20 protein-coding genes are annotated in these 22817 nt (G+C 32.4%); 2 read left to right on the top strand and 18 right to left on the bottom strand.

Translation table 11 applies throughout. The features are described from left to right. Positions 1–28: 28 nt before the first annotated feature. From BN1865_RS07495 to BN1865_RS07440, 12 genes are all read right to left on the bottom strand, one after another. On the bottom strand, positions 29–616 hold the full coding sequence (locus tag BN1865_RS07495; RefSeq protein WP_232780351.1) for a nucleotidyltransferase family protein: 588 nt from the start codon (positions 614–616) through the stop codon (positions 29–31). A gap of 8 nt (positions 617–624) precedes the next feature. Next, entirely contained in the window at positions 625–2919 is a 2295-nt protein-coding gene (locus tag BN1865_RS07490) for a xanthine dehydrogenase family protein molybdopterin-binding subunit (RefSeq protein WP_050636622.1), read from the bottom strand. Beyond that, positions 2919–3392, bottom strand: a complete 474-nt coding sequence (locus BN1865_RS07485; RefSeq protein WP_050636621.1) for a (2Fe-2S)-binding protein — start codon at positions 3390–3392, stop codon at positions 2919–2921. Before BN1865_RS07485 ends, BN1865_RS07490 begins: the two co-directional genes overlap by 1 nt. Next, positions 3382–4185: an FAD binding domain-containing protein gene (locus BN1865_RS07480; RefSeq protein WP_050636620.1), complete on the bottom strand. Its 804-nt coding sequence runs from the start codon at positions 4183–4185 to the stop codon at positions 3382–3384. The genes BN1865_RS07485 and BN1865_RS07480 overlap by 11 nt, the downstream gene beginning before the upstream one ends. 16 nt (positions 4186–4201) lie before the next feature. Beyond that, complete coding sequence (locus BN1865_RS07475) at positions 4202–5617, bottom strand: uracil-xanthine permease family protein (protein ID WP_050636619.1); 1416 nt, start codon at positions 5615–5617, stop codon at positions 4202–4204. 16 nt (positions 5618–5633) lie between these two features. Further along, a complete protein-coding gene (locus tag BN1865_RS07470) occupies positions 5634–6407 on the bottom strand; it encodes an ABC transporter ATP-binding protein (protein ID WP_050636618.1) in 774 nt (257 codons plus the stop codon). Further along, complete coding sequence (locus tag BN1865_RS07465) at positions 6404–7396, bottom strand: FecCD family ABC transporter permease (RefSeq protein WP_050636617.1); 993 nt, start codon at positions 7394–7396, stop codon at positions 6404–6406. Before BN1865_RS07465 ends, BN1865_RS07470 begins: the two co-directional genes overlap by 4 nt. Beyond that, complete coding sequence (locus BN1865_RS07460; protein WP_050636616.1) at positions 7396–8415, bottom strand: ABC transporter substrate-binding protein; 1020 nt, start codon at positions 8413–8415, stop codon at positions 7396–7398. Before BN1865_RS07460 ends, BN1865_RS07465 begins: the two co-directional genes overlap by 1 nt. Further along, a complete protein-coding gene (locus tag BN1865_RS07455) occupies positions 8408–8935 on the bottom strand; it encodes a nucleoside-triphosphatase (protein ID WP_050636615.1) in 528 nt (175 codons plus the stop codon). The genes BN1865_RS07460 and BN1865_RS07455 overlap by 8 nt, the downstream gene beginning before the upstream one ends. Before the next feature lie 190 nt (positions 8936–9125). After that, positions 9126–11471: an HAD-IC family P-type ATPase gene (locus tag BN1865_RS07450; protein WP_050636614.1), complete on the bottom strand. Its 2346-nt coding sequence runs from the start codon at positions 11469–11471 to the stop codon at positions 9126–9128. Positions 11472–11571: 100 nt separating this feature from the next. Next, on the bottom strand, positions 11572–14124 hold the full coding sequence (locus BN1865_RS07445; protein WP_050636613.1) for a translation factor GTPase family protein: 2553 nt from the start codon (positions 14122–14124) through the stop codon (positions 11572–11574). Positions 14125–14147: 23 nt separating this feature from the next. Beyond that, on the bottom strand, positions 14148–15515 hold the full coding sequence (locus BN1865_RS07440; protein WP_050636612.1) for an MATE family efflux transporter: 1368 nt from the start codon (positions 15513–15515) through the stop codon (positions 14148–14150). A 205-nt stretch (positions 15516–15720) separates the two neighbouring features. On the opposite strand from BN1865_RS07440, the gene BN1865_RS07435 reads away from it, so the two are divergent. Beyond that, positions 15721–16023: a PTS sugar transporter subunit IIB gene (locus BN1865_RS07435; RefSeq protein WP_050636611.1), complete on the top strand. Its 303-nt coding sequence runs from the start codon at positions 15721–15723 to the stop codon at positions 16021–16023. Positions 16024–16084: 61 nt separating this feature from the next. Here the strand turns inward: BN1865_RS07435 and BN1865_RS07430 are convergent, their stop codons facing one another. Genes BN1865_RS07430 through BN1865_RS07420 form a run of 3 tightly spaced genes read right to left on the bottom strand, consistent with a single transcriptional unit; the run spans position 16085 to position 18129 of the window. Further along, positions 16085–16801: a hypothetical protein gene (locus tag BN1865_RS07430; protein WP_050636610.1), complete on the bottom strand. Its 717-nt coding sequence runs from the start codon at positions 16799–16801 to the stop codon at positions 16085–16087. Continuing rightward, positions 16794–17492, bottom strand: coding sequence for a flavodoxin family protein (locus tag BN1865_RS07425; protein ID WP_050636609.1), 699 nt, complete (start codon positions 17490–17492; stop codon positions 16794–16796). The genes BN1865_RS07430 and BN1865_RS07425 overlap by 8 nt, the downstream gene beginning before the upstream one ends. A 1-nt stretch (position 17493) precedes the next feature. Beyond that, complete coding sequence (locus BN1865_RS07420; protein WP_050636608.1) at positions 17494–18129, bottom strand: TetR/AcrR family transcriptional regulator; 636 nt, start codon at positions 18127–18129, stop codon at positions 17494–17496. A gap of 356 nt (positions 18130–18485) precedes the next feature. Here BN1865_RS07420 and BN1865_RS07415 point away from each other — a divergent pair, with 356 nt between their 5' ends. Next, positions 18486–20099, top strand: coding sequence for a hypothetical protein (locus BN1865_RS07415; protein ID WP_050636607.1), 1614 nt, complete (start codon positions 18486–18488; stop codon positions 20097–20099). A 3-nt stretch (positions 20100–20102) separates the two neighbouring features. Here the strand turns inward: BN1865_RS07415 and BN1865_RS07410 are convergent, their stop codons facing one another. From BN1865_RS07410 to BN1865_RS07400, 3 genes are read right to left on the bottom strand one after another with little or no spacing between them, the layout of a single operon-like run. Beyond that, positions 20103–21374 carry a HAMP domain-containing sensor histidine kinase gene (locus tag BN1865_RS07410; RefSeq protein WP_050636606.1) on the bottom strand — a complete coding sequence of 424 codons (1272 nt, stop codon included), beginning with the start codon at positions 21372–21374 and terminating at the stop codon, positions 20103–20105. After that, on the bottom strand, positions 21361–22041 hold the full coding sequence (locus tag BN1865_RS07405; RefSeq protein WP_050636605.1) for a response regulator transcription factor: 681 nt from the start codon (positions 22039–22041) through the stop codon (positions 21361–21363). The genes BN1865_RS07410 and BN1865_RS07405 overlap by 14 nt, the downstream gene beginning before the upstream one ends. A gap of 3 nt (positions 22042–22044) precedes the next feature. After that, positions 22045–22815 carry an ABC transporter ATP-binding protein gene (locus tag BN1865_RS07400; protein ID WP_050636604.1) on the bottom strand — a complete coding sequence of 257 codons (771 nt, stop codon included), beginning with the start codon at positions 22813–22815 and terminating at the stop codon, positions 22045–22047. Between the last annotated feature and the right edge of the window lie 2 nt (positions 22816–22817).

Below are 22817 nucleotides of genomic sequence, written 5' to 3'. Positions count from 1 at the left end.
ATTATGAACAAAATAAAAACAACTCCCATTACAAGAGTTGTTTATCTATATCATCTTTCCAATCATAATCAAGAATTTCCTTTGCATCTGTAACAACAAATTCAAAACAAATATCTTGATGTTTTTTTATTATCTTACGTCCTCCCTCATCACCTCTTAACATCATCAATTCATCATAAAAACAACTATGAAACATTGTTGGATTCGCAAATTGTTGATGATATTTTAAAGTTGCTAGAGGAGCTTGAAGCTGCAGAACTTTATCAATCATAGATTCGATTGTTTTCGATTGAATATAAGGTTGATCAGCCACTAGAAATAGAAAATAACTATTCTCTTCATTTTTATATTTTTCTATTCCTGAATGAATTGTATAAGACAATCCTAACTGACTCTCTTTACTTCTTATAACGGACAAGCGAGGAAATGATAATGTTTGAATATCATTCACGATTTCATCATACTGTGTTACAACATCCAACGTATAATTATCATATTTTTTTAATAATTCCAATAACTGATTAAAACCATATTGATATAATGGCATACCATGAAAATCATAAAGCAATTTATTAGAACCAAAGCGACGGCTATTTCCTGCCGCTAAATAAATCATATGTATCTTCATTCGTCTTCTGGTAAGCTCATTAAGATTTTTTCAGCTGTCATTGGTAGATCTCTTTGCCAAACTCCAGTTGCATTATAAATGGCATGAGCAATAGCAGGTGATGGTGTATTAATCACAATTTCACCAATAGACTTTGCACCAAAAGGACCCGTTTCTTCATAACTGCTTTCAAATTCAACACGCAGTTTTCCGATATCTAAACGGCTAGGAATCTTATATTGCATCAATGAATTTTCAGCAATGACACCCTTATCACTATATTGAACATTTTCATAAAGAGCCATTCCAATCCCCTGAACAAGCCCACCTTCAGTTTGAACACGTGCTAAATTCGTATTGATAACTGTACCACAGTCAACCACAGCAACATAATCTAAAATCTCAACCTGTCCTGTTTCTTTATCAAGTTCAATTTCAACCATACCAACCATAAATGGTGGTGGTGATACAGGCGATGAATGAGAAACTGTGACTTGTGTAGATATATTGTTACCACACATAGATTTTGTTGCAATATCAGTCAAAGAAACAGATTTTTGATTATCCAATGTTTGAATTGCCTGACCAGTAAAATAAACATCATCTTGAGAACATTCTAATATCTCTGCCCCTATCTCACATAAATGCCCCTTTAATTCTAGGCACGCCTTTTCGACAGCTTTTCCAGTGACATAAGTGGTACTTGAAGCATATGAACCTGAATCATATGGTGAAGCATCAGAATCTGCCCCAAAGACAACAATATGATCAACATCACATTCTAAACATTCTGCTGCCATTTGCGCAAGAATTGTATCACAACCAGTTCCCATATCGGCTGCCCCAATTGTCAAAGCATAAAAACCATCATCATTTAATTTAATCGTAGCTGAACCAACATCTACGCCTGAAATACCTGAACCTTGCATCGCCATAGCAACGCCAGCACTCCTAATCTTCCCATCTGCCATAACTCTAGGCTTGGCTTTTTCCTGCCAGTGAAATAATTCCTGAGCACGATCCATACAACGATTTAAAGCACAACTTTTTGTCACTTCATGATAATAGGCAGACATTTCCTGTCCTTCTTTAACCATATTTTTTTCACGTATCACAACTGCATCTATTCCTAAACGTGCAGCCATTTCATTCACTGCTGATTCAACTGCAAAGATTCCTTGAGTCGCACCATAACCACGATAAGCTCCAGCAGCTTGACAATTTGTATAAACAACATCGTAAGCAAAACGAAATGCTTCTAAATGATTATTATATAATGGAATTGATTTATGACCTGATAATCCAACCGTTGTTGGACCATGTTCACCAAAAGCCCCTGTATTAGATAATGTATAAACATCAATAGCGCGAATTGTGCCATCTTTCATAGCACCAATTTTAACTGTGACTTCCATTTCATGACGTGGTGAGGCTGCTATTTGTGATTCTGTTCGTGAATAGATCATCTTAGATGGTTTCTTTGTCATCCAAGTCACAAAAGCTGGATAAACTTCTGCAACAACTGTTTGTTTTGCTCCAAAACCACCACCAATTCTTGGCTTTTCTACATGAATTTGTGATTTAGGGATATCTAATGCATGAGCAAGAATACGACGAACATGGAAAACAATTTGCGTAGAACTCATCACATGAAGACGACCAAAAGGATCAATTTCACAATACGTTCTAAATGTTTCCATCATTGCCTGCTGATTGGCACGTGTATGATAAGTTCTTTCTATGACCTCATCACATGATGCAAAAACCGCTTCTAACTCACCTTCCGTATGACAGTCACTCGCACAAAGGTTTCGTTGATTGTCAGCCCCTACTGGACATAATGCCTTCCAATTTTCTTCTGGATGAACCAAAACTTCATTATCTTTTGCAGTATGTATATCTAAAACAGCTTCTAAGACTTGGTATTTGACTTTAATCAGTTTCATAGCCTGATCAACAACTTTTTCGTTTACCCCCGCAATAATTGCCACCGCATCACCTACAAAACGAACCCTTTGATCTAAAATCAAACGATCATAAGGACTTGGTTCAGGATAAGTTTGTCCTGCCATCGTAAAACGTTTTTGTGGAACATCATGATAAGTGTAAATAGCCTCAATTCCATTAACATGTTTAGCATTTTCTACATCAATATCTTCAATCAAAGCATGCGCATGTGGTGAACGCAAAACTTTCACAACTAAACAATCAGTGGGTGTCACATCATCAACATAAGCAGGCTTCCCTAATAATAAATTCATTGCATCTTTTTTACGTACAGGTTTATTCACCTGCTGGAAAGTTTTCTTCATTATGATGTCTCCTTTCCTTGTTTTTCTAAATAAGCAATATACGCTTTCATACCACGCAACTGTCCTTCATATCCTGAACAGCGACATAAGTTTCCAGCCAAATAATTTAATATCTCTTCATCAGTAGGATGAGGATTTTCTCTTAATAATGCAATAGCATTCATCATCATTCCAGGATTACAGAAGCCACATTGTTCAGCTCCCTGGTCAGCAATAAACTCAGCTAAGCCTTTGGCTTCTTCTTGCAGTCCTTCTAATGTCACAATCTCATGTCCTGCGACTCTCGCAGTTAAAACACTACATGACAAAATAGGTTTGCCATCTTCTAAAACTGTACATAGCCCACAATTACTCGTATCACATCCACGTTTCACACTCAAACATCCTTGTGAGCGTAAGAAATCAATCAATAACATATCTGGCTCAATCATTGCTTCAATATCTTTTCCATTTAAATTCATTTTAATAAGCATTTTGATTCTCCTCTCTCAACGCTACAAAAGCACGTTTGATTAAGACTTTTGCAATACGGCGACGATAATCAGCACTCCCTCGAATATTTGAACCCAATACAACCTTTTTAGCTATATCATTCGCAAACGCTTTTATACTTTCATCACTTAAAGAGGAGTCTAATAAATGATTTTCATCTTCAAATGTCATCGCCTTTAAAGGGCGTGCACCAATTGTACAAGTGTAACGAGAATTGATTTGACTGATTGCGCATGTTAAAACTGGAAAATCTGTTTTGGTTTGACGTTGAGACATATAAACCACACGTAGTGGTGATTTTTTAACAATGACTTTTACCAAGATATCTGGGATAGGTCGCATAGACGCAAATTCCTGGATAGAAACAATACCTCCATGATAAAGTTCAACATAAGCATCTAGTGCCATAAACATTGTCAAAACATCTGAAAAACCATAACGTCCAAATAAGCTTCCTCCAACAGTTGCTAAATTTCTAAATTGCACACCAACAATATGTCGAACACTTTCTTTGATTGCATTATTGGTATATTGATTCAATAAAGGATGAAGTTCTAACTGACGTAATGTTACCATTGCCCCTATATGAATTTCATCACCTTTATCTTCTATACAATCAAGTCCTAAATCACAAAGATCTATAGCAGTATCAATACTTCTATTTTGCATTTTTAACCAAAGCATTCCACCAATAATCACATTGTTGCGATTTTGACATAACACATAGGCTTCTGCTAAACTTTGTGGTCTCACATAGTTTTTAATTTCTAACAAAACAACCCCTCCTCACTTAGACTTCTGAAACATCCTTTTCTTCTGGTAAACAAATATTTAAGATGATTGCGACCAAAGCAGCAGGAACAATTCCTGAACCACCAAAAATCATTTGAACTGCTTCTGGTAAGCCAGCTAAAACAGCACTATTCGCACCTAATCCATAACCTAATCCTAATGCCACAGATACAATTGTCATACGACGTGCATTTAATGGCTCTTTAGTAATTAACTGAATCCCACTCATCACAATAGATGAGAACATAATAACAGCGGCCCCACCTAAAACACTTTGTGGCATAATTGAAATAAGGGCTGCTAATTTAGGGAACAATCCACATAAAATCAAGAAGATAGCACCACATGCTAAAGCAAAACGATTGACAATCTTTGTCATAGTTACTAAACCAACATTTTGACTAAATGAAGTATTTGGTAAAACACCAAACACAGCAGCTAAACTTGAGCCAAGTCCATCACAAATCACTCCACCTGACAATTCCTCATCTGTTGCTTCACGACCCATACCACCTTCAATCACACCTGAAATATCACCAACTGTTTCTACTGCAGTCACAATAAACATAATGATAACAGGTAAAATAGCTCTTAAATCAAAGACTGGTGTCACTGGCATAAATTCAGGAATCGCAAACCATTTTGCATTCGCTACAGCATCCCAGTTAATCACCCATGATTTGACAAACTCTACACCTTCGCCATTGACTCCTGTAGTCGATAAGAACATAGCCATAACACTACAAATGACATAACCACAAATAATTCCAATTAAGATACATGAAGAACTCATCATCCCTTTTGTTGCATGTTTTAACACCAAAATAATCACCAACACTGTCAATGCAACACATAAATTTTCAATAGAACCATAATCTTGTGCATTACTTCCACCACCAAAAGAACCAACACCAACACTTATTAATGATAATCCGATTGATAAAACAACAGTTCCTGTCACAACAGCTGGAAAGAAACGACGAAGTGGTTTTAATAAGAAACCTAGAACACCTTCAAATAAACCACCAATAATAGAAGCTCCCATAATAGCGGCATATCCTAAAATTCCGCCACCCATGACTTTCGCAACACTTTGAAAAACGCCAATAAAACCAGAACTTGTTCCCATAATAATTGGAACCTTTCCACCTACTGGTCCAATCGCAAATAATTGAATAAGCGTAACGACACCAGCAATCAGCATTGCATTTTGCAATAATGAAACTTGAATGGCTGCAAACTGCTCAGCATCGCTCATCGCAGCACAAGCACTGGTAATAATTAAAATCGGTGTTAAATTCCCTACAAACATTGCAAGGACATGTTGTAAACCTAATGGTATTGCCTGTTTTAAAGGAAGTTTTCCTTCAAAATCATAAGGCGTTGAATTGTTTTGATTTGTATTCATTTTCATATGTATAATTCCCTTCTTATTTTGTTAAACAATAAAATTGTTGATACTCTTGATCTTTTTGAATGATCATATGAGGATAAAGTTTTTGCATCTTTTGTGTCATGATTTGACATGTTTCATGTTGTGGTATGATTTCATCAATGATTCTCCCATCTTTCATTAATAAAATCCGATCACAATACATAAAAGCATAAAGTGGATCATGTAAAACCAAAAGCCCTGTTTTGTCTTGCGTTTTTATCATCTTTTGAATCAATTGGAAGATCCGATGACGATTCTCAAAATCTAATGCACTATCTGGTTCATCTAATAAGAGAACAGGTGTATTTTGTCTTGTTAATCTTGCAAGTTGAACCAGTTGTTTTTGACCTTCACTTAACTTTGTATAATCTTTTTCTAATAAATCAACAATTTGAAACTCTTCTGCAATTTGTAAAATACGTTCATAATCCATATGATAATCAAAGAAATGAGAAGTCGCATAACCCCCTAATTCAATCATTTCACTCACTGTTAAGCCTTCCATAACATCATATCTTTGACTCATCATCGCAATATATTGAGCACGTTCTTTAATTTTCATCGTAAAATAATCTTGTGCTCTAACAAAGACTTGTCCGACAGTTGAAACTGGACCACCAATAATTCCCTTCAGCAAGGTTGATTTACCACAACCATTTTGTCCAATCAGTCCAACAATTTCTTGTGAATGCAAAGTCATTGAGACTTGCTCAACAACTTTTTGTTCATAAGAAACAGACAAGTTTTTAACTTCTAATAATATCTTCATAAAATCTGACCTCGTTGTTTCCACATCCAAAAAATGAGAACAGGTGCCGAGAAAATAATCGTTAAAATACTAAGTGGCAATTCAGCCCCTGTGACAAGACTCCTTGCGAGCATATCTCCAACCATAATAATCAATGCACCTATACAGCCACTCAGTAATAAAAAATGATCTGTACGTTTTTTTAAAATGAGATATGCAATATGTGGTGCAATCAATCCTACAAAAGAAATCACTCCTGTAATAGAAACAATTGAAGCAACCATCCATGTTGTTAATATAAGGATAATCATTCTTAAAAGACTCGCATTCAATCCTAAATACTTAGCATTTTCATCACCTAATGACAACATTACAATTTGGCGTCGACATAACAGAACAAGTAACAGTGGCACGATGACACTGCTTAGTGAAATCAGCATCTTATGAAAAGTTATAGATGCTAAACTTCCCATTGTCCAAAATTCTATAGCTGCTAATTCACTGACTGGATCAGCCATATATTTAAAAATCATGATCCCAGCATCTGCTAACGCCGAGATAACAATACCTGCTAAAATATAAGTTGTTGCCCGCTGAACACCCGTTATCTTCACTAGAAATATGACTAACAGAAGAGATGCGATGCCCATCACAAAGGCACCAAACATCATTTCAATAGCACTGGTTGCTCCTATGACAATCATCAATGCAGCACCAAAACTTGCACCAGATGCAACCCCAGTCAAATCCGGTGATGCTAATGGATTTCTAAAAATTAACTGATAGACTCCCCCAGCAATTCCTAAAACACTTCCTGCTAATAATCCCATAACAACACGAGGAACACGCAGCTGAAAGAAAACCTGTTGAGCCATCTCATCACTCATGCCACCACATAACAAATGTCCAATTTCAGATAATGATAAAGAATAACTGCCAACTGTTAAAGATATCCCAAACACAATGACTAATAAGACAATCATCACAAATAATAAAGATCTTTTTTTCATTATTTCTTTAATAAACTTTCATCAATATCAAAGCCATAAAATGTTTTATAAAAATCTTTAACATCTTTAACAAATGCATCATGAGAATAAATATCATTATGCAATAAACTATATAACCACATTGTCCCTAGAATTCCTGAAGGAATTGGGGAATCCCATTCTTCAATTCCTTTTGGCATTTGATAAATGGTTTGATGTTGAACAGCCTTTAAAGATTTTAATTGTTGATCATTCCTTATATCTTCAACTGAATAACTTGCGCCTGAAGGAATAATGATCATATCTGGATTCATTTTTAATAATGTTTCATATGAGACTTTTGTCCAATAGTTTCCCTCTAGTTTTGCTGCTACATTTTCACCACCAGCAGTTTCAATCAATGTACTTTGATACATTGTTTGTGGAGCTGTTTCTAAATAAGAAGAATTACTTCCTATATAAACACTTTGTTTCTCTTGATGAGATGTCTTTGCCATTTTATCCATTTGCATTTGATAATAACTTGTTAATTCTTTGGCTTTATCTTCCACTCCACATGCTTTTCCAATTAACGTTAACATCTCTACCAATTGTTCATGAGTTTCAGGATTGACAACCAAGACTTGAATTCCTAAATCGGTTAATAGCTGCGCTTTATCTTTGAGTTTCATTGGCATCAAAACAAGATCAGGTTTCAATTCTGCAATTGCCTCAATATTTAACTCTTTTAAGCTTCCTACTTGTTTTAACTCCAATAACTTTTTATTTGCCATTTGATAAATAGGTCTTGTTTCGGCCTTCTTTTCAATCCCTATTAGACGATCACTTATTCCTAAAGCCAAAGTTGCATAAGTTGTAATATAATAACAACTCACAATCTTGCAAGCAGGCTCTTTGAGCGTGACTGTTCTCCCTGCCTGATCAGTTAATTCAATCTGTGTTTGTGGTGGTGTTTGCTGAGATGTACATCCCAACAAAGAGAAAACCATTGCCAAACACGCTATGACACTTACGATTTTTTTGCATACGCCCTTATTCATCATAGTCTCCCTTCATATGTATTTTTGAAATAATCATTTGTTTTGCCTCTTTGAAAGAAAGAATATTTAAATCATATAACTGGCAATCTTTTCGCTGTTTGATTTGTTCAAGATAAGCTATGGGTTCATTTTTAATAATCGCAAACACCCATTTTTCACTATCTAATAAATCATGAACTGCTTGAATAAAGGCTTGATTGTTTTGTTCAAAACGTCCCAATTCATCAAGAACAACAATCTCACTTGAACACACTAAAGCATGTTTTAAACATCTGACACCCAAGTCAGAAAACGTATCATCAATCCCAATCATTTTCTTTCCATCATAAAAAGAGATAGGCATTGTTTCTTGTGTTGTTATATCTTGCATCACATATGTATAGCCAATGGATACAGCAATATGAGGAAAGGTGCGATATCCAACATACTCTTTTTGACACTCAGTTAAAATGTGATTTAATAATGTTGATTTGCCAACTTGACGATTTCCAGTTATCAAAATATTTCTTATCATTTCCATACATAAAAAATTTTTTCAATAATGATTCAATTGAAAAAACATCCTTTCTTTGCATAAAAAAACAAATTCCCTTTTATTTCCATTGTGCTTAAAAGCGACATTATTATATCATAAGCAACATTATTCTACAATGTTATTGTATCAACACCTAAACACTTGAGAAAACAAAAAACCTAGCTATAAGACTAGGTTATTGAGAAATATATGGAATTTCCTGTAAAGCTTTGTCATTTTTATAAATATAGAAATAAAATAATCTTTCGATAATCAATCCTATCAGACTTACACCAGCAGCATAAACACCTATACGTAGTGTTATTTGCACCAAATGAAGCCATGTCGTTGCGAATAGAATAGCACTGCCAAAGCCTAAAATCATAAAAGTACAAACAATCACTCTTAAATTTGTAAAAGGAACGCAAGTACGCATCACTGCAACCATACTGATGACGCCTAAAACAATATACATGATTGTCATGGCTTCTTGATAATCAAATGAAAATTTTGGATAAAAGATCATAATCAGCATAAAACAAATAATAATACTCATTCCATTTGGAATTGCTTTTGAAAAGACTTGTGGTAAAAATGAACCTTTGATTTTGCTTGTATCTGATTCAAACATTGTTAAAAAGGATGGCATTGCTTCAATGAATAAATCAATAAGGGTGATTTGTAATGGGATAAAAGGGAATGGTGTATTTGTTAAAACACAAATTATTGATAATAAAATAGTATAAATGGTTTTGATAAAGAAAACACCTGCAACACGTGTGACATTATTAACAACCTTTCGACCTTCTAAAAGGACATCTGGTAAACATGTAAAATCATTATTCAATAAAACCACTTGAGAGATTTGTTTAGATGCATCACTTCCATCAGCAAGCGCAATAGAGCAATCTGCTTTCTTTAATGCCAGTAAATCATTGACTCCATCACCTGTCATCGCAACATGATGTCCAGCTTTTTGGAGTTCTTCAACAATTCGTTTCTTTTGATCAGGTGTGACTCTTCCAAACACTGTATTCTCTTGAACTGACACAGCAATCTGTTCATCTGGAACCATTGACATATCAATCCATTTGTCATAATTTTTGACACCAGCTTTTTTAGCAATGGCAGCGACTGTTTCAACATGATCTCCAGAAATAATCTTTGTTTCAATCCCCTCTTTATAAAAGTAATCCAATGTTTCCTTTGTATTTTTTCTTAAATTATCTGATAAAATCAAAATCATTAAAATATCAAGTTCTGGTAAAAGCTGATTATCATCAACATTTTCCTTTGTAAAGCCAACTGCAATTGCACGCATTCCTTGATGAATATAATCTTTGACTTCACTCGGTAAATCTTCTTTCATCAGTTTTTCAGCTGCTCCCACAACAACAGTTCCAAAACTTTCAAATTCAATAGCGCTCCATTTTCGCAATGAGGAAAAAGGAATTTTCTGGATAGGATTTAAAATGTTATTGGGTTTAAAATAAGCATTCATAGCTTGAAATGTGACATTGTTGTCATCACAGGCATGTAAGTATGAACCCATTATCTCTTTATTAGGCAAATGGCAAACAATCCCATATGTGAGCATATGTTCAACTTTCATCTGTCCATCCGTTATCGTTCCTGTTTTATCTAAGCACAAAACATCAATATGGGATAGTGTTTCTAATGAATACAAGTCTTGAACAAGAACTTCTCGTTTGGCTAAACGGATAACTCCATTTGCTAAAGAAACACTCATTAATAAAACCAAACCTTTAGGTAACATCCCTAATAATCCAGCCGATGTACTGACAACTGATAAAAACATTGTATCATGACGCATCCATAATGCTTCTATAAAAAGCAAAATTCCTAAAGGAATGATCATAAAAGTTGTCACACGTGTCACCTTATTCATAGACTCTAACAGTTCTGATTTTTGTTTCTTGGCCACTTGAGCCTGCTGAATCAGGGCCGTTGCATAATTCTCTTTTCCAACTTTTACAACTCTTGCATAACATTTCCCGGCGATAATACTACTGCCAGATAAAAGTGATGCATCTCGTTGTTTATAGACAGGATCTGATTCACCAGTAAGTAAAGATTCATTGGCTTCAATACTTCCTGTCACAACAATCGCATCATTACAGACTTGATCACCACTCTCCAATATCAATAAGTCGTCCAAAACAATGTCTTGAATATCAACAATTTGTGGTTTTCCATCACGCATGACATGTAAAGTTGGTTTGGTTAAAATTGAAAGTTTGTCAACCAAACGTTTAGCATTGATTTCCTGCAGAATCCCAATCCCTGCATTAACAAGAATAATAGCCATAAAAATAAGATTTGACCATGCTTTAACAAAAACCAAAGCAAGAAATATCAAAAAGTTCAAGAGATTAAAAAGTGTCAAGATATTCTTTTTGATAATCTGTGAATAACTTTGACTGGCTGGCTGACTCAAACCATTTTGTTGACCAGCTGCTTTTCGTTCTTGAACTTCTTGTGATGTTAAACCATATTCATTATATTTAGGTGTATCTTTCATGATCTCGAGTCCTCCAAATTTTCCATATTATAGTACACTCTGATTTTGAAGTATATACACTTAACATATTCTTAACATCGTTTTTACATAAACTTTATATTTAATCATTTTTAAAATTTTTGATATCTTCTAAAAGATAGTTGCGACTGGTTGCTTGTTGATGATTGTGATGCTCCTTATTCAATCTCTCTAAATCTAATTTCAGTTCTCGAGATGACATACGATAAGCACCTGCACCAGTGACAATCAATTGTTCTAACGCATCAGATGTCACAACTGTTATATGATACTGATTAGCCATTTCATGCGTTACTCTTTCTATGTACATATCGGCTGTTTGTGATTCTTTGGTATAAACAACATGGATATTATGATATTGTTCACTTGATCCTAAATTCTGTTTGACTTGATAAGCATCAAAAACAACAATTAATAAACACTTTTTATACCCCTGATAATTACACATCATATCGAGTAAGCGAAATCTTGCGCCATCTAAGTTATCTTTTGCGAGATCTTTTAATTCAGGCCATGCATGAATAACATTATATCCATCGACTAATATACACTCTGCTTTTGGTTGTGAGGTCATTGAAGGAACGTGTTCTTTTAAAGCAGGTTGAAAATCATGAAAAGTCCGACGTTTGATTTCACCATACGTGCGTTTGAAAATCTCCTCCAATTCTTCATCTCCATGCAGTGAGGAAGCATAAGATTCTTTCTGATATTCTTGAGTAAGTTTTGGTGAATATTGAAAATCAATATGCATATAATCTTTGACTTCATCCCATTTGACATAAAAGCCTGCACCATGTGAACAAAAGACAGACCCAGTAGGATTATTGATATCTTTTTCACTATCATATTGGATACTTTGAATAACATCATCTTGATGAAGACATGGTTCATACCCTTTCAAAGAACAATACATTCGCCCTTTGCCTTTGGTATAATGTGTCACCTCTAATTGATAATGACGCATTTTCGCAACTGGGGCTTTTCCTTCAATCACAACATTTTGATCCATTGTTTCTGGCAAAATAAATTCACCATCCATTGATTCTATATCATAGATTGCTTTACTTAAATATTCAGCAGGAATATCAAGATAAAATTGATAATAAGGTTCTAAGAGTTGACATTGAGTTGATTTTAATCCCTGTCTTAAAGCACGATAAGTGGCCTGTCTAAAATCTCCACCTTCGGTATGTTTTTGATGAGCCTTCCCAGCCAATATTGTGATTTTCATATCGGTAATCGGAAAACCAGCTAAAACACCAATATGTTCTTTCTCTTCAAGATGTGTCAAAATTAATCTTTGCCAATGTTTATCTAGCATATTTTCAGAGCAATTGGTTGAAAATTGTAATCCACTTCCTAAAGGTGCAGGTTCTAATAAAAGATGGACTTCAGCATAATGACGCAATGGTTCAAAATGCCCAACACCTTCAACTGTTTCTAATATTGTTTCTTTATAAATAATCTGTCCTTGATCAAAATCAACATCAAGATGAAAACGTTCTGCAATCATTTTCTTTAAAACATCTATTTGAATTTCCCCCATCAATTGAACAGTCATATCTTGCGTTTCTTCATGATATGTCATATGCAATTCTGGATCTTCTTCAGATAATTGACGTAACTGAGACATGGCTTGAAAACGATCACAATCTGATGGCAAAACAATCCGATAATTCATATAAGGTGTAAGATGTGGCTGAAAAGCATGTTCTTCAAATCCCAACCCACTTCCAGCCTGAATTGCTTTTAAACCTTTGACTGCACATATGTCACCAGCATAAACTTCATTCACAACAGTATATTTATGACCAGAATATTTTCTAATTTGATCAACTTTCTCATCACCAAACTGTGTCTTGACATGCAATGACCCACCCATTATTTTCAAATGGGTTAAACGTTGTCCTTGTTCATCTCTTGTAATTTTATAAACTTTTGCACCAAAATCAGCAGGATAATTTTTTTCTTTTGTATAAAGTGATAAAGATTCTAAAAAAGAATCTACTTCTTGCATTTTTAATGCTGAACCAAAGAAACAAGGAAAAACTTGTCTTTGTATAATAGCATCTTGAATCATTATCTCTGTAAGACTTTGATGTTCTAAATAATAATCTAATAATGTTTCATCACATAAGGCTATTTCCTCATAAAAGTCATTTTGTGAAGTCAAATCAACACATCGCTCATCTAATTTCTCTTTTAATTCTTTCATTAAATCACTTTTCTGATAATGAGAAATATCCATTTTATTAATAAATAAGAAAGTAGGAATATGATATGTCTTTAAAAGATTCCAAATTGTTTGAGTATGTGCCTGTACTCCATCTAATCCACTAATAACCAGAATTGCATAATCTAAAACCTGTAATGTTCTTTCCATTTCAGCTGAAAAATCAACATGACCTGGTGTATCTATTAAAGTGATCTCAACATCCTGATATTGTAAAAGAGACTGTTTAGAAAAAATTGTAATTCCTCTTTCTCTTTCCTGATGATCATAATCTAAAAATGCATCTCCATGATCAACTCTCCCTAACTTACGAATACTTCCTGTAAGATACAAAAGGCTCTCTGTTAAAGTTGTTTTCCCAGCATCAACATGAGCTAATGTTCCAATGACACACTTTTTCATATGCCACCTCCTTTTTTATCAATTTATGAATGCATTTCAACACATTCATTTTTTTGATTCATCATTAATTTTAATTCTTTACGTTTATATAGCCAGCCACCAATAAAGACAACGTCTGCAAAAACCCAAGCCATTGGATTTGCAAAACAGATAGCGCTAAAACCAAACATTCCCACAAAACAGAATGCAACAATACAACGTGCAATCATTTCAGCAACGCCACCAAACATAGCCAAGAAACTATAACCTAAACCTTGTAATAGATTTCTTAAAATAAATAAAATACTTAAAATATAATAACAAGATGAATTATATAAAAGATATTGTTTAATATCTGCTATAATGGCAGTTTCACTCGCATCTATAAATAATAAGGACAAATAATCAGATGTCAAATACACAAAGATAAACGCAAATGCACAGTAAATAGCACCAATAATGCAACTGACTTTCAACCCCTGGAAAATACGTTCAACCTGATTGGCACCAAGATTTTGTCCCCCATATGTTGCCATGGTTAAACCTAATGTTTCAAGTGGTTGTGTTAACATCACAGAAATCTTGATGGCTGCTGTCACTGCTGCAACAACATCTGAACCTAAAGTATTCACAGCAGATTGAATAACCACACTTCCAATCGCAGTAATTGAAAACTGCAGAGCCATTGGTAATCCTAATTGTAATAATTTGAAGCAATGTGCCTTTTGAAATCTTTTTTCATCATGTTCAAATGTTAAGATATCTGTTTTCTTTTTCATATATACAAAGCAGGCAATACCTGAAATAAATTGAGCAATAACAGTTGCATAAGCAGCCCCAGCTGCTCCCATATTCAACTGAGTAATAAAAAACAAATCTAGTGCAATATTAATCACAGATGATAAAATCAAAAAATAAAGTGGAGTTCTCGAGTCACCAATAGCCCGTAAAATACTTGCTAACATATTATAAATCATCGTTGCAAATAAACCTATAAAAATCACAACAATATAACTATAAGCCTGATCATAAATATTTGCTGGTGTTTGCATCCAGGTTAATATTGTTGGTAATGCAATAACTGTGATCACTGTCATAATAATCGTAATTATCGTACAGAGATAAAAAGAATTGATAATATACTCTTTCATTTGCTTGATTTTCTTACCACCAAAGCTTTGCGCTATTGGAATCCCAAATCCACTACAGATTCCAATCCCAAAACCAATAATCATAAAATTCAATGATCCAGTTGACCCAACTGCTGCCAATGCGACCTTTCCAACATATTTTCCAACAATAATACTATCTACCATGTTATAAAACTGTTGAAAAATATTTCCAATCACTAACGGAATTCCAAATGCAATAATAAGTTTCCATGGACTTCCACTTGTCATATCCTTCTTCATCCATTTCCCTCCCCTATAAATACTTGAATATTATACAGAACTTCATCTTTATTATAAATACATTTATTTTATTTTTTCACAAATTTCAATAAGTGAAAATAAATATGATAAAAAGATAAAATCAATTTCTTACTCAATCAGTAAAATCATAATTTATGAAATAACATATGATATAATGGTTATACTAAATTGTGAGGTGAGGAGAATGTTAAATATTACATTATGTTGCAGTGCTGCCATGTCAACAAGTTTACTTGTGAATAAGATGATGGAAGAAGCTCAAAGGCAAGGTATTCAAATGAATGTTTGGGCGAAGGCAGTTCGTGAAATCGAAGAGGAAACAAAAGATGTTGATGTGATTTTAATTGCTCCTCAAGTCAAATATGCAAAGAAACAAATAGAAAAAATGGTTTCACCTATTCCAGTTATTGAAATATCTATTAAGGATTATGGCTTAATGAATGGTAAAAATATTTTTAATAATATTTTAAATATTCTGCATCAATAAAGAAGAAAACGCATCTTAGAAATGATTTCAAAGATGCGTTTTTATATAATGAGTGACTGACTTATATCTTATTTTGATAATATTCTTCTTTAAGTGTTTTATGAAATCTTTTTTTCTTATGTTGACGACAAGCATCCAAATCACAATGTTCACAGGTTAAATTCGCATTACTCATTTTATAGAATCTTTCTGGATGTTTAGCATATGTCATTTCCCACTCAATAAGAGAAAGAAGTCCTAAGAGAAAAAGTATAACTGTCATGACATTAGGAATAAAGATAAGAAAACTATATTGAAAAAATGAATCCCAATTATAGATACGACATTCCATGCAACACTCTGGTTTGATAAAAATTGAATGAAATGGACACCATCCAAATATAGCAAAGAAAACTGAAAAATTTGACAATGCAAAAAATACAAATATCCATATTTTATCAATATATCCTAATAAATATAAACTACCTGGCACTGCCATAAATATCATCCAGAAAACAAAAGCCGAAATAGCTCGATAATCATAGCGACGTTTCATTTCTATAAACTCCTGCTGTTGAAGTTCATGATTAGGGATATAATGCTTTTTAAATTGCCTACCTTTATATAATGATGGATTGGCTATCGAAAGCATATCTTTCATTGGAAAAAAAGCAAAATAAATAAACGCAATGATATCAATTTCAATTGGTAATGAAAACGGTAATGTGGGATTGAAAAACAAACAATATAAAGCAAATAGAAATAACGTTCCAGAAGTCAAAACACGTATCCTATTCATATAATTTCCATGGACGTTTATGGTTTAACCATCCTTGTTCTTTCCAATAATCATAATCTTTCTGACAAGCTGACCATTTTTTAATTTGCATAAATCGCATCATCATAAACATTATTTTGATTTTGATTGTTATATGTGGTTGTTTTAAAGAATGGGCAATATGAATCAATTTCTTTTGAATATTTTGTTTATTCTTTTCATTCACTTCGTTCCAATGAATGGCTTGAGAACGAAAACCACATGTTTTTATATTTGAAATTCCCCAATGTGATAAACTCGTTTTGATATCTTTTATAGTGCTTTTCATCCCTGCTCCTGCACCAGATGAAATAATAATAGCTTGTTTCTTATACATGATTGCTTTAGGACGATGAGTATACCACCAAGTAAAGTAATGATCTAATAAAGCTTTCATAGATGCTGAAACATGGAGACAATAAACAGGTGTTGTAAAAATTAATAAATCTGATGATTCAATTGCTTTGGTTATTGGTTTTAAATATTGATAGTGTGGACAATGGTCTTCACCTTCATGCATACAACGATAACATCCCATGCAAAAGGCAGGTAAATCTTTTGGTAAGAAAAATTCATGAATATCTTCAACATCATTTAATTGTTCTATAAAAAATCGTCCAGCATGGTAAGAAGATTCCTTATGATTTTGTCCATGAATGATTGTCACTTTCATACTAGCACTTGCTTTCTAATCGATAAAGTTGATTAAACTGGCGAATATGACGTTCTAACATCACAAGTGCTTCTGCTTCTTTGGTTGGTTCGACATCACATAACTCTATCAAAAGACGTAATGGGGCATAAAAATGGAGTGCTGTAATTTGTGAATCTAAGGATTTAAAAAATTGGGTATGAACTAATTGTCCAAAGATAACTTCTTGATAAAGTAAAGGTTCAATCATATATTGTTGTTTAAGCATCTCTCCTAATTCAGGATTATGAAATTGTTCAATCGTTAAAAGTTTACGAAATTGCTTCGTATATTCATCATGTAAAAAGAAAAGAAACATGCCCTTCCCCATCTCAATTAAACGCTCTTCATCAATATTTAAAAAGAGAGGAACATCTTTTGAAGCATGGCTCCCATCCATTTGCATTGAAGATACATATTGATGATAACGATTATTCATCTCTTCAACAATGGCTTCCAAAATTTTTTGTTTACTTGCATAATGTTTGTATAATGATGGAGCTTTTATGCCAACAGCACTTGCAATTTCAGCTACACTGACACTTTCAAATCCCTTAGTTGAAAATAAATTCAAAGCTTGATCTCTAATTTTTTGTTTTGTTGTTAATTCTTCATTCATTTAACACCCCTCCTTAGGCTAATACTTGTTAGCTTTATTATAAGCTAATATTCATTAGCCGTCAATTATAATTAGCTCTTTATTTATATATTATTTGTTAAGTTAATAATATTTCTAATAATTAGATATAATAAATTTATATTTAGATTGGAAAATAGAGCTTATATAAAATGATTTTTAACATTTATAAATGTCTATGAAACTTATAAATAAGAATTTTCATACTAAAAAGAGACTATTCATGCAAACAAAGAGTTAAATTAATATTGAATTTTATAATTATTATATTTCACACTTTAAAAAGAAGATGTTATTCAATAACTATTTTGATATAATCTATTAGGAGGGAATTTAAAATGAACGATAAATTTTCTAATTATTTCAACCAGAATAATAAAATGAAGAAGAATATAATTTGTATTTTATGTGGTATAATAATGTTTCTTAGTGGAACATTTATTTTTAATAGAATTTATTCTCCAAAAGAAATAGAAACTTTATTTATGACATATTCATATTTATCAATTGTAAGTTATTTTGGTATTCTATTAATAGTTTTCTCGCTAAATCTCAAATTAATTCAATCAAAAATATTTTTTACGATAATTTGTATATTAATATTTATTACTGTAGTTTATAGTAATACACCTATGATGCAGTTATTATTTGCTATTTGCACAGTGATGGCGATTGTTTTTACAATTATATTAAAGAAAGGTTTTTTAATATTTGTATTAGCATGCATTTATACTTTAATGGCCTTAATAGTAACTATAAATCTATTTAATAGTACATTATTTAATGTACTATTAAATAATAATTTGTACATAGTTTTATATATAAACATTGTTCTTTTTATGGCAATATACTATTTAACTGGTGTGCAAGCATGTGATAAAATTAGTAAATATTTTTTTAGTTTAGATACAATATCAATGGAAAAAAAGATAGATAAAAATGATTTAAAAAATTATGTATATTTTCTTTATTTCTTACTATATTTTAGTTATTATGTATATATTTTTTGGACAAATGCATCTCTATCAGAAGAAAATTCAATACTAATTAACGCTTTATTAATAACCATTATTGCCATGTATCAAATAGAGTGGAATAACATATATAACGATATAAAAGATGGGTGCACCAATGTAAAAAGACTAACTAGAAATCAGACTATCATACAACACAAGAAAACGCCAAGTCTATATGAATTTAAACAAAACTATTTACTTACTAAATATTTTTTAATCATTATTATATCCCTCATTATTCTTTCTTTTATTTGTGCTTTTTTAGAACTTAAAAATCAAATTATAATGTCGATTTTTTTAAGTATAGCCAGTGGACTATTAACTGGTTTGATTATTTTAATTTATCAAATTTATAGTAATAAGAAAAAAGAAAATATGAAAAAATTATATAATTCAATATTAAATTTAAAAGAAATTTATCAAAAAAAATTAGATATATCTGACTATATAAATTTTGATATCCTTGAATATGATATGATTGAAAGAACTGAGTTGTACTATTGCCTTCCTAAAGCACCAGATATAATGTTATATGACTGTAACAATATTCTAAAAAAAAGTAAAAATGACTTAGAATTTTTAAAATCATATATCAATAATATATACAATTTAAAAATAGATTTAACTGATTTAGAAAACAAAATAAATAAAGCAATTAAAGCCTTAGAATATTATAGGATAGTTGATAATTATTATCCTATAATAGAAGATATTGATGAATTTGGACATCAAGTTCTTTCTGAAACTCAGTATACTAAAAGCGAGTTATATTATAAGGAGAAAAAAATAACAGACAAAATATTTGACAAATATCTAAGTCAAAAGTGGTTAAATCTGTTAAATGAAATATATGATGAGAGTTATAAAATTAATGCCTTAATAAAGTTACAAAAAGAACAGATAAAAGAATATTATAACAACACAAAACTATTTTAAATCCTATCTTAAAACCATGATAAATGCCATTCCATCTTCACACTTTTCAGCAAAAATAGCACCATCCATCTTTTGCATTAATTCTTTACAAATATATAACCCAAGTCCACTCCCTTTTATTCCTTGAGCATTTGAACCTCTAAAGAAACTTTCAAAAATATGATTAAATTCATTATCAGTAACGGTTGAACCAGAACTAAACAAGCGAATCAATTGACAATAATCTTCTTCGTAAAAAGATATTTCAATGCGACCTCCATCACCATACTTAAAAGCATTTTCAAATAGATTTTCTAAGACTTCTTGACATCTTTCAATATCACCTTTTAACAGACGATTTTCAAAATCACCAATCTTTAAATCAATATGTCTGAGTGCACATTGTTCAGCATACACATGAATCACTTTGTATAAAAGATCTTGAAGATAAAATTCAGAATTATGAACAGGTAAATCAAGAATGTCTTCTCGAGAAGATTGAATAATTTCTTCAACGTATTTTTCTATTTCATGACTCTTTTCACCTATTTGATGCATAGCGTTTCTTTTATCTTGTTCCTGAGTATAAATATCTTCTTCCAATGCTTTACTGTAAAGTTTTATAAGATTCAAAGGAGTCTTAATATCATGAGAAAGTGATAATAACATTGTCTTTTGTTCTTTCATAAGTTCAATCTGTCTTTGTCGAGAAGTGTCAAGCGAATCTTTTAACTGTCCCATTCCCCACATAAATTTTCCTAGATATCGGCTCTTTTCTTCTTTGACAGGACCTTTTAAATGCCCTTTAGCAAGTTGAACTGGTAATTCACTTAAACGTTGAAATGGCTCAACGACTTTTTTCTTCATATATATCAAAATAATCATAATAAAGATTTCTAAAACCAATAAACATATCTCTGAAAGCACAAATATATTTTGCACATTAAAACCTGGTATTTGATAGATAAACTTGATATATCCCTTTAAATCGTTATTGATATAAAAAGGTTGGATGTAAATGTTATTGGTATTGTCTTCTTGAAAAAAACTTTTGATAGTTTCCTGATTATGAACTTCTTTACTTAAAAAATCAAGTTTCCAAATTGTCTCGTATTCTGCAAGATTTATCTTATCAATTGATTCATCATTTTCTAGTTTTGTCAAAATACGATTTGCCTCTACACGATAAGAATGATCCTTTTGGTTTTCAGCATGAAAAAGAAAGCTCGCTAAACCAGCAGCAACCAAAAGATAAAGCAAAATTGAACAAAGAATGATACGATTATACTTCTTCATAACGATACCCTATACCCCAAACCGTTTGAATACGCTTGGGATGACGTGAATCTTCTTCAATTTTAGAACGTAACATTTTGATATGCACTGTCAAAGTTTGATTCTCACTCTCACTATGCATACCCCATATTTGGTTAAAAAGATAATCTTTATGCAATGTCTTTCCAGTATTTTCTATAAACAACATCAATAACTCATACTCTTTCACATTTAAATCAAGCAATTTATTTTTAAGAAAAACTTTATGCGCAGCGGCATCTATACAAAGAGAACCTGAACGAACGATGGAATCTTTTGTTTTCTCTTTTGCATGTCTTGAAAGGATAGCACGTATTTTTGCACATAAAATATCTGGATCAATTGGTTTTTCCATATAATCATCTGCCCCTAATTCAAAGCCCATTAATTTATCTGATTTCGCTGATTTCGCACTCATCATCAAAATTGGAACATCACTTGTTTGACGTACAGATTGACATAATGCATATCCATCTTGACCAGGCAACATAATATCTAAAACAATCACTTGAGGATGATGTGATTTCAACCAAACAAAGGCCTTTTCAGAGGATAATGCATGATAGTAGGAAAAGCCTTCCTTACGTAGAAAGGCTTGGATTAATTCTGCTAATTCTTGATTGTCTTCGACAAGTAAAATGTCTTTCATGTTTTACCACCCCAACTTAATTAACCAGTCATTGAGTTTTCTTTCTCTTGTACGCATATCATCAGTGACTTGATACTTTCCTAAAGAGATTTCATCTCTAATGTCTCCATCTTCAATATATAATACTCGCTCACACTGTGAAGCCACTTTCATATCATGGGTTACAAGCATAATACTTGTTCCTTCAGCATTAATATTTGTTAATTCACGCATCACATCAATTGAATTTTGTTTATTTAAAGCACCTGTTGGTTCATCAGCAAAGATAATTTTAGGTTGATTGATTAAACTTCTACAAATACAAGCACGTTGTAATTGACCACCAGAGACTTCGGTAACCGCATTATCCGCAACATCACTGATACCTAGTTTTTGCATTAACATTTTCGCACGCTCTTTGATTTCATGACGTGAAGATGTCTTATGATCATGAGACGCCTGATATGCTGGTAATATAATATTATCATAAACTGATAAATTTTTCAGCATATACATTTGCTGGAAAACAAATCCCATCTCTTGTAAACGCAAATCACTCATTTCATTGGCTTTTAAGTTGGTTAATTCTTTCCCAAAGAAATCGACTTTACCTGCACTTGCTTCATCCATTCCGCTCACTGTATATAATAATGTGGTTTTTCCAGAGCCTGATGGCCCCATGACCGCCACCATTTCACCACTTTTAATTTCTAAATTGACATTTCTTAAAACATTATTTTGACGTTTATTCACGATATATGTTTTACATAAGTTTGAAACTTTTAAACTTTCCATTC

The sequence above is a fragment of the Candidatus Stoquefichus sp. SB1 genome, assembly GCF_001244545.1.
Classification (GTDB): Bacteria; Bacillota_I; Bacilli_A; order Erysipelotrichales; family Coprobacillaceae; genus Stoquefichus.
The sequence above is the reverse complement of the archived record's forward strand: the minus strand, read 5'-3'. Positions and strand labels throughout refer to the sequence as shown.

Excerpts from the sequence above, each read along its gene's own strand:
- BN1865_RS07440 (WP_050636612.1), bottom strand. The coding sequence starts at position 15,515 with ATGAAGAAGGATATGACAAGTGGAAGTCCATGGAAACTTATTATTGCA.
- BN1865_RS07465 (WP_050636617.1), bottom strand. The coding sequence starts at position 7,396 with ATGAAAAAAAGATCTTTATTATTTGTGATGATTGTCTTATTAGTCATT.
- BN1865_RS07485 (WP_050636621.1), bottom strand. The coding sequence starts at position 3,392 with ATGCTTATTAAAATGAATTTAAATGGAAAAGATATTGAAGCAATGATT.
- BN1865_RS07475 (WP_050636619.1), bottom strand. The coding sequence starts at position 5,617 with ATGAAAATGAATACAAATCAAAACAATTCAACGCCTTATGATTTTGAA.
- BN1865_RS07415 (WP_050636607.1), top strand. The coding sequence starts at position 18,486 with ATGAACGATAAATTTTCTAATTATTTCAACCAGAATAATAAAATGAAG.
- BN1865_RS07435 (WP_050636611.1), top strand. The coding sequence starts at position 15,721 with ATGTTAAATATTACATTATGTTGCAGTGCTGCCATGTCAACAAGTTTA.
- BN1865_RS07460 (WP_050636616.1), bottom strand. The coding sequence starts at position 8,415 with ATGAATAAGGGCGTATGCAAAAAAATCGTAAGTGTCATAGCGTGTTTG.
- BN1865_RS07430 (WP_050636610.1), bottom strand. The coding sequence starts at position 16,801 with ATGAATAGGATACGTGTTTTGACTTCTGGAACGTTATTTCTATTTGCT.
- BN1865_RS07420 (WP_050636608.1), bottom strand. The coding sequence starts at position 18,129 with ATGAATGAAGAATTAACAACAAAACAAAAAATTAGAGATCAAGCTTTG.
- BN1865_RS07425 (WP_050636609.1), bottom strand. The coding sequence starts at position 17,492 with ATGAAAGTGACAATCATTCATGGACAAAATCATAAGGAATCTTCTTAC.
- BN1865_RS07490 (WP_050636622.1), bottom strand. The coding sequence starts at position 2,919 with ATGAAGAAAACTTTCCAGCAGGTGAATAAACCTGTACGTAAAAAAGAT.
- BN1865_RS07445 (WP_050636613.1), bottom strand. The coding sequence starts at position 14,124 with ATGAAAAAGTGTGTCATTGGAACATTAGCTCATGTTGATGCTGGGAAA.
- BN1865_RS07410 (WP_050636606.1), bottom strand. The coding sequence starts at position 21,374 with ATGAAGAAGTATAATCGTATCATTCTTTGTTCAATTTTGCTTTATCTT.
- BN1865_RS07450 (WP_050636614.1), bottom strand. The coding sequence starts at position 11,471 with ATGAAAGATACACCTAAATATAATGAATATGGTTTAACATCACAAGAA.
- BN1865_RS07470 (WP_050636618.1), bottom strand. The coding sequence starts at position 6,407 with ATGAAGATATTATTAGAAGTTAAAAACTTGTCTGTTTCTTATGAACAA.
- BN1865_RS07405 (WP_050636605.1), bottom strand. The coding sequence starts at position 22,041 with ATGAAAGACATTTTACTTGTCGAAGACAATCAAGAATTAGCAGAATTA.
- BN1865_RS07495 (WP_232780351.1), bottom strand. The coding sequence starts at position 616 with ATGATTTATTTAGCGGCAGGAAATAGCCGTCGCTTTGGTTCTAATAAA.
- BN1865_RS07400 (WP_050636604.1), bottom strand. The coding sequence starts at position 22,815 with ATGGAAAGTTTAAAAGTTTCAAACTTATGTAAAACATATATCGTGAAT.
- BN1865_RS07455 (WP_050636615.1), bottom strand. The coding sequence starts at position 8,935 with ATGGAAATGATAAGAAATATTTTGATAACTGGAAATCGTCAAGTTGGC.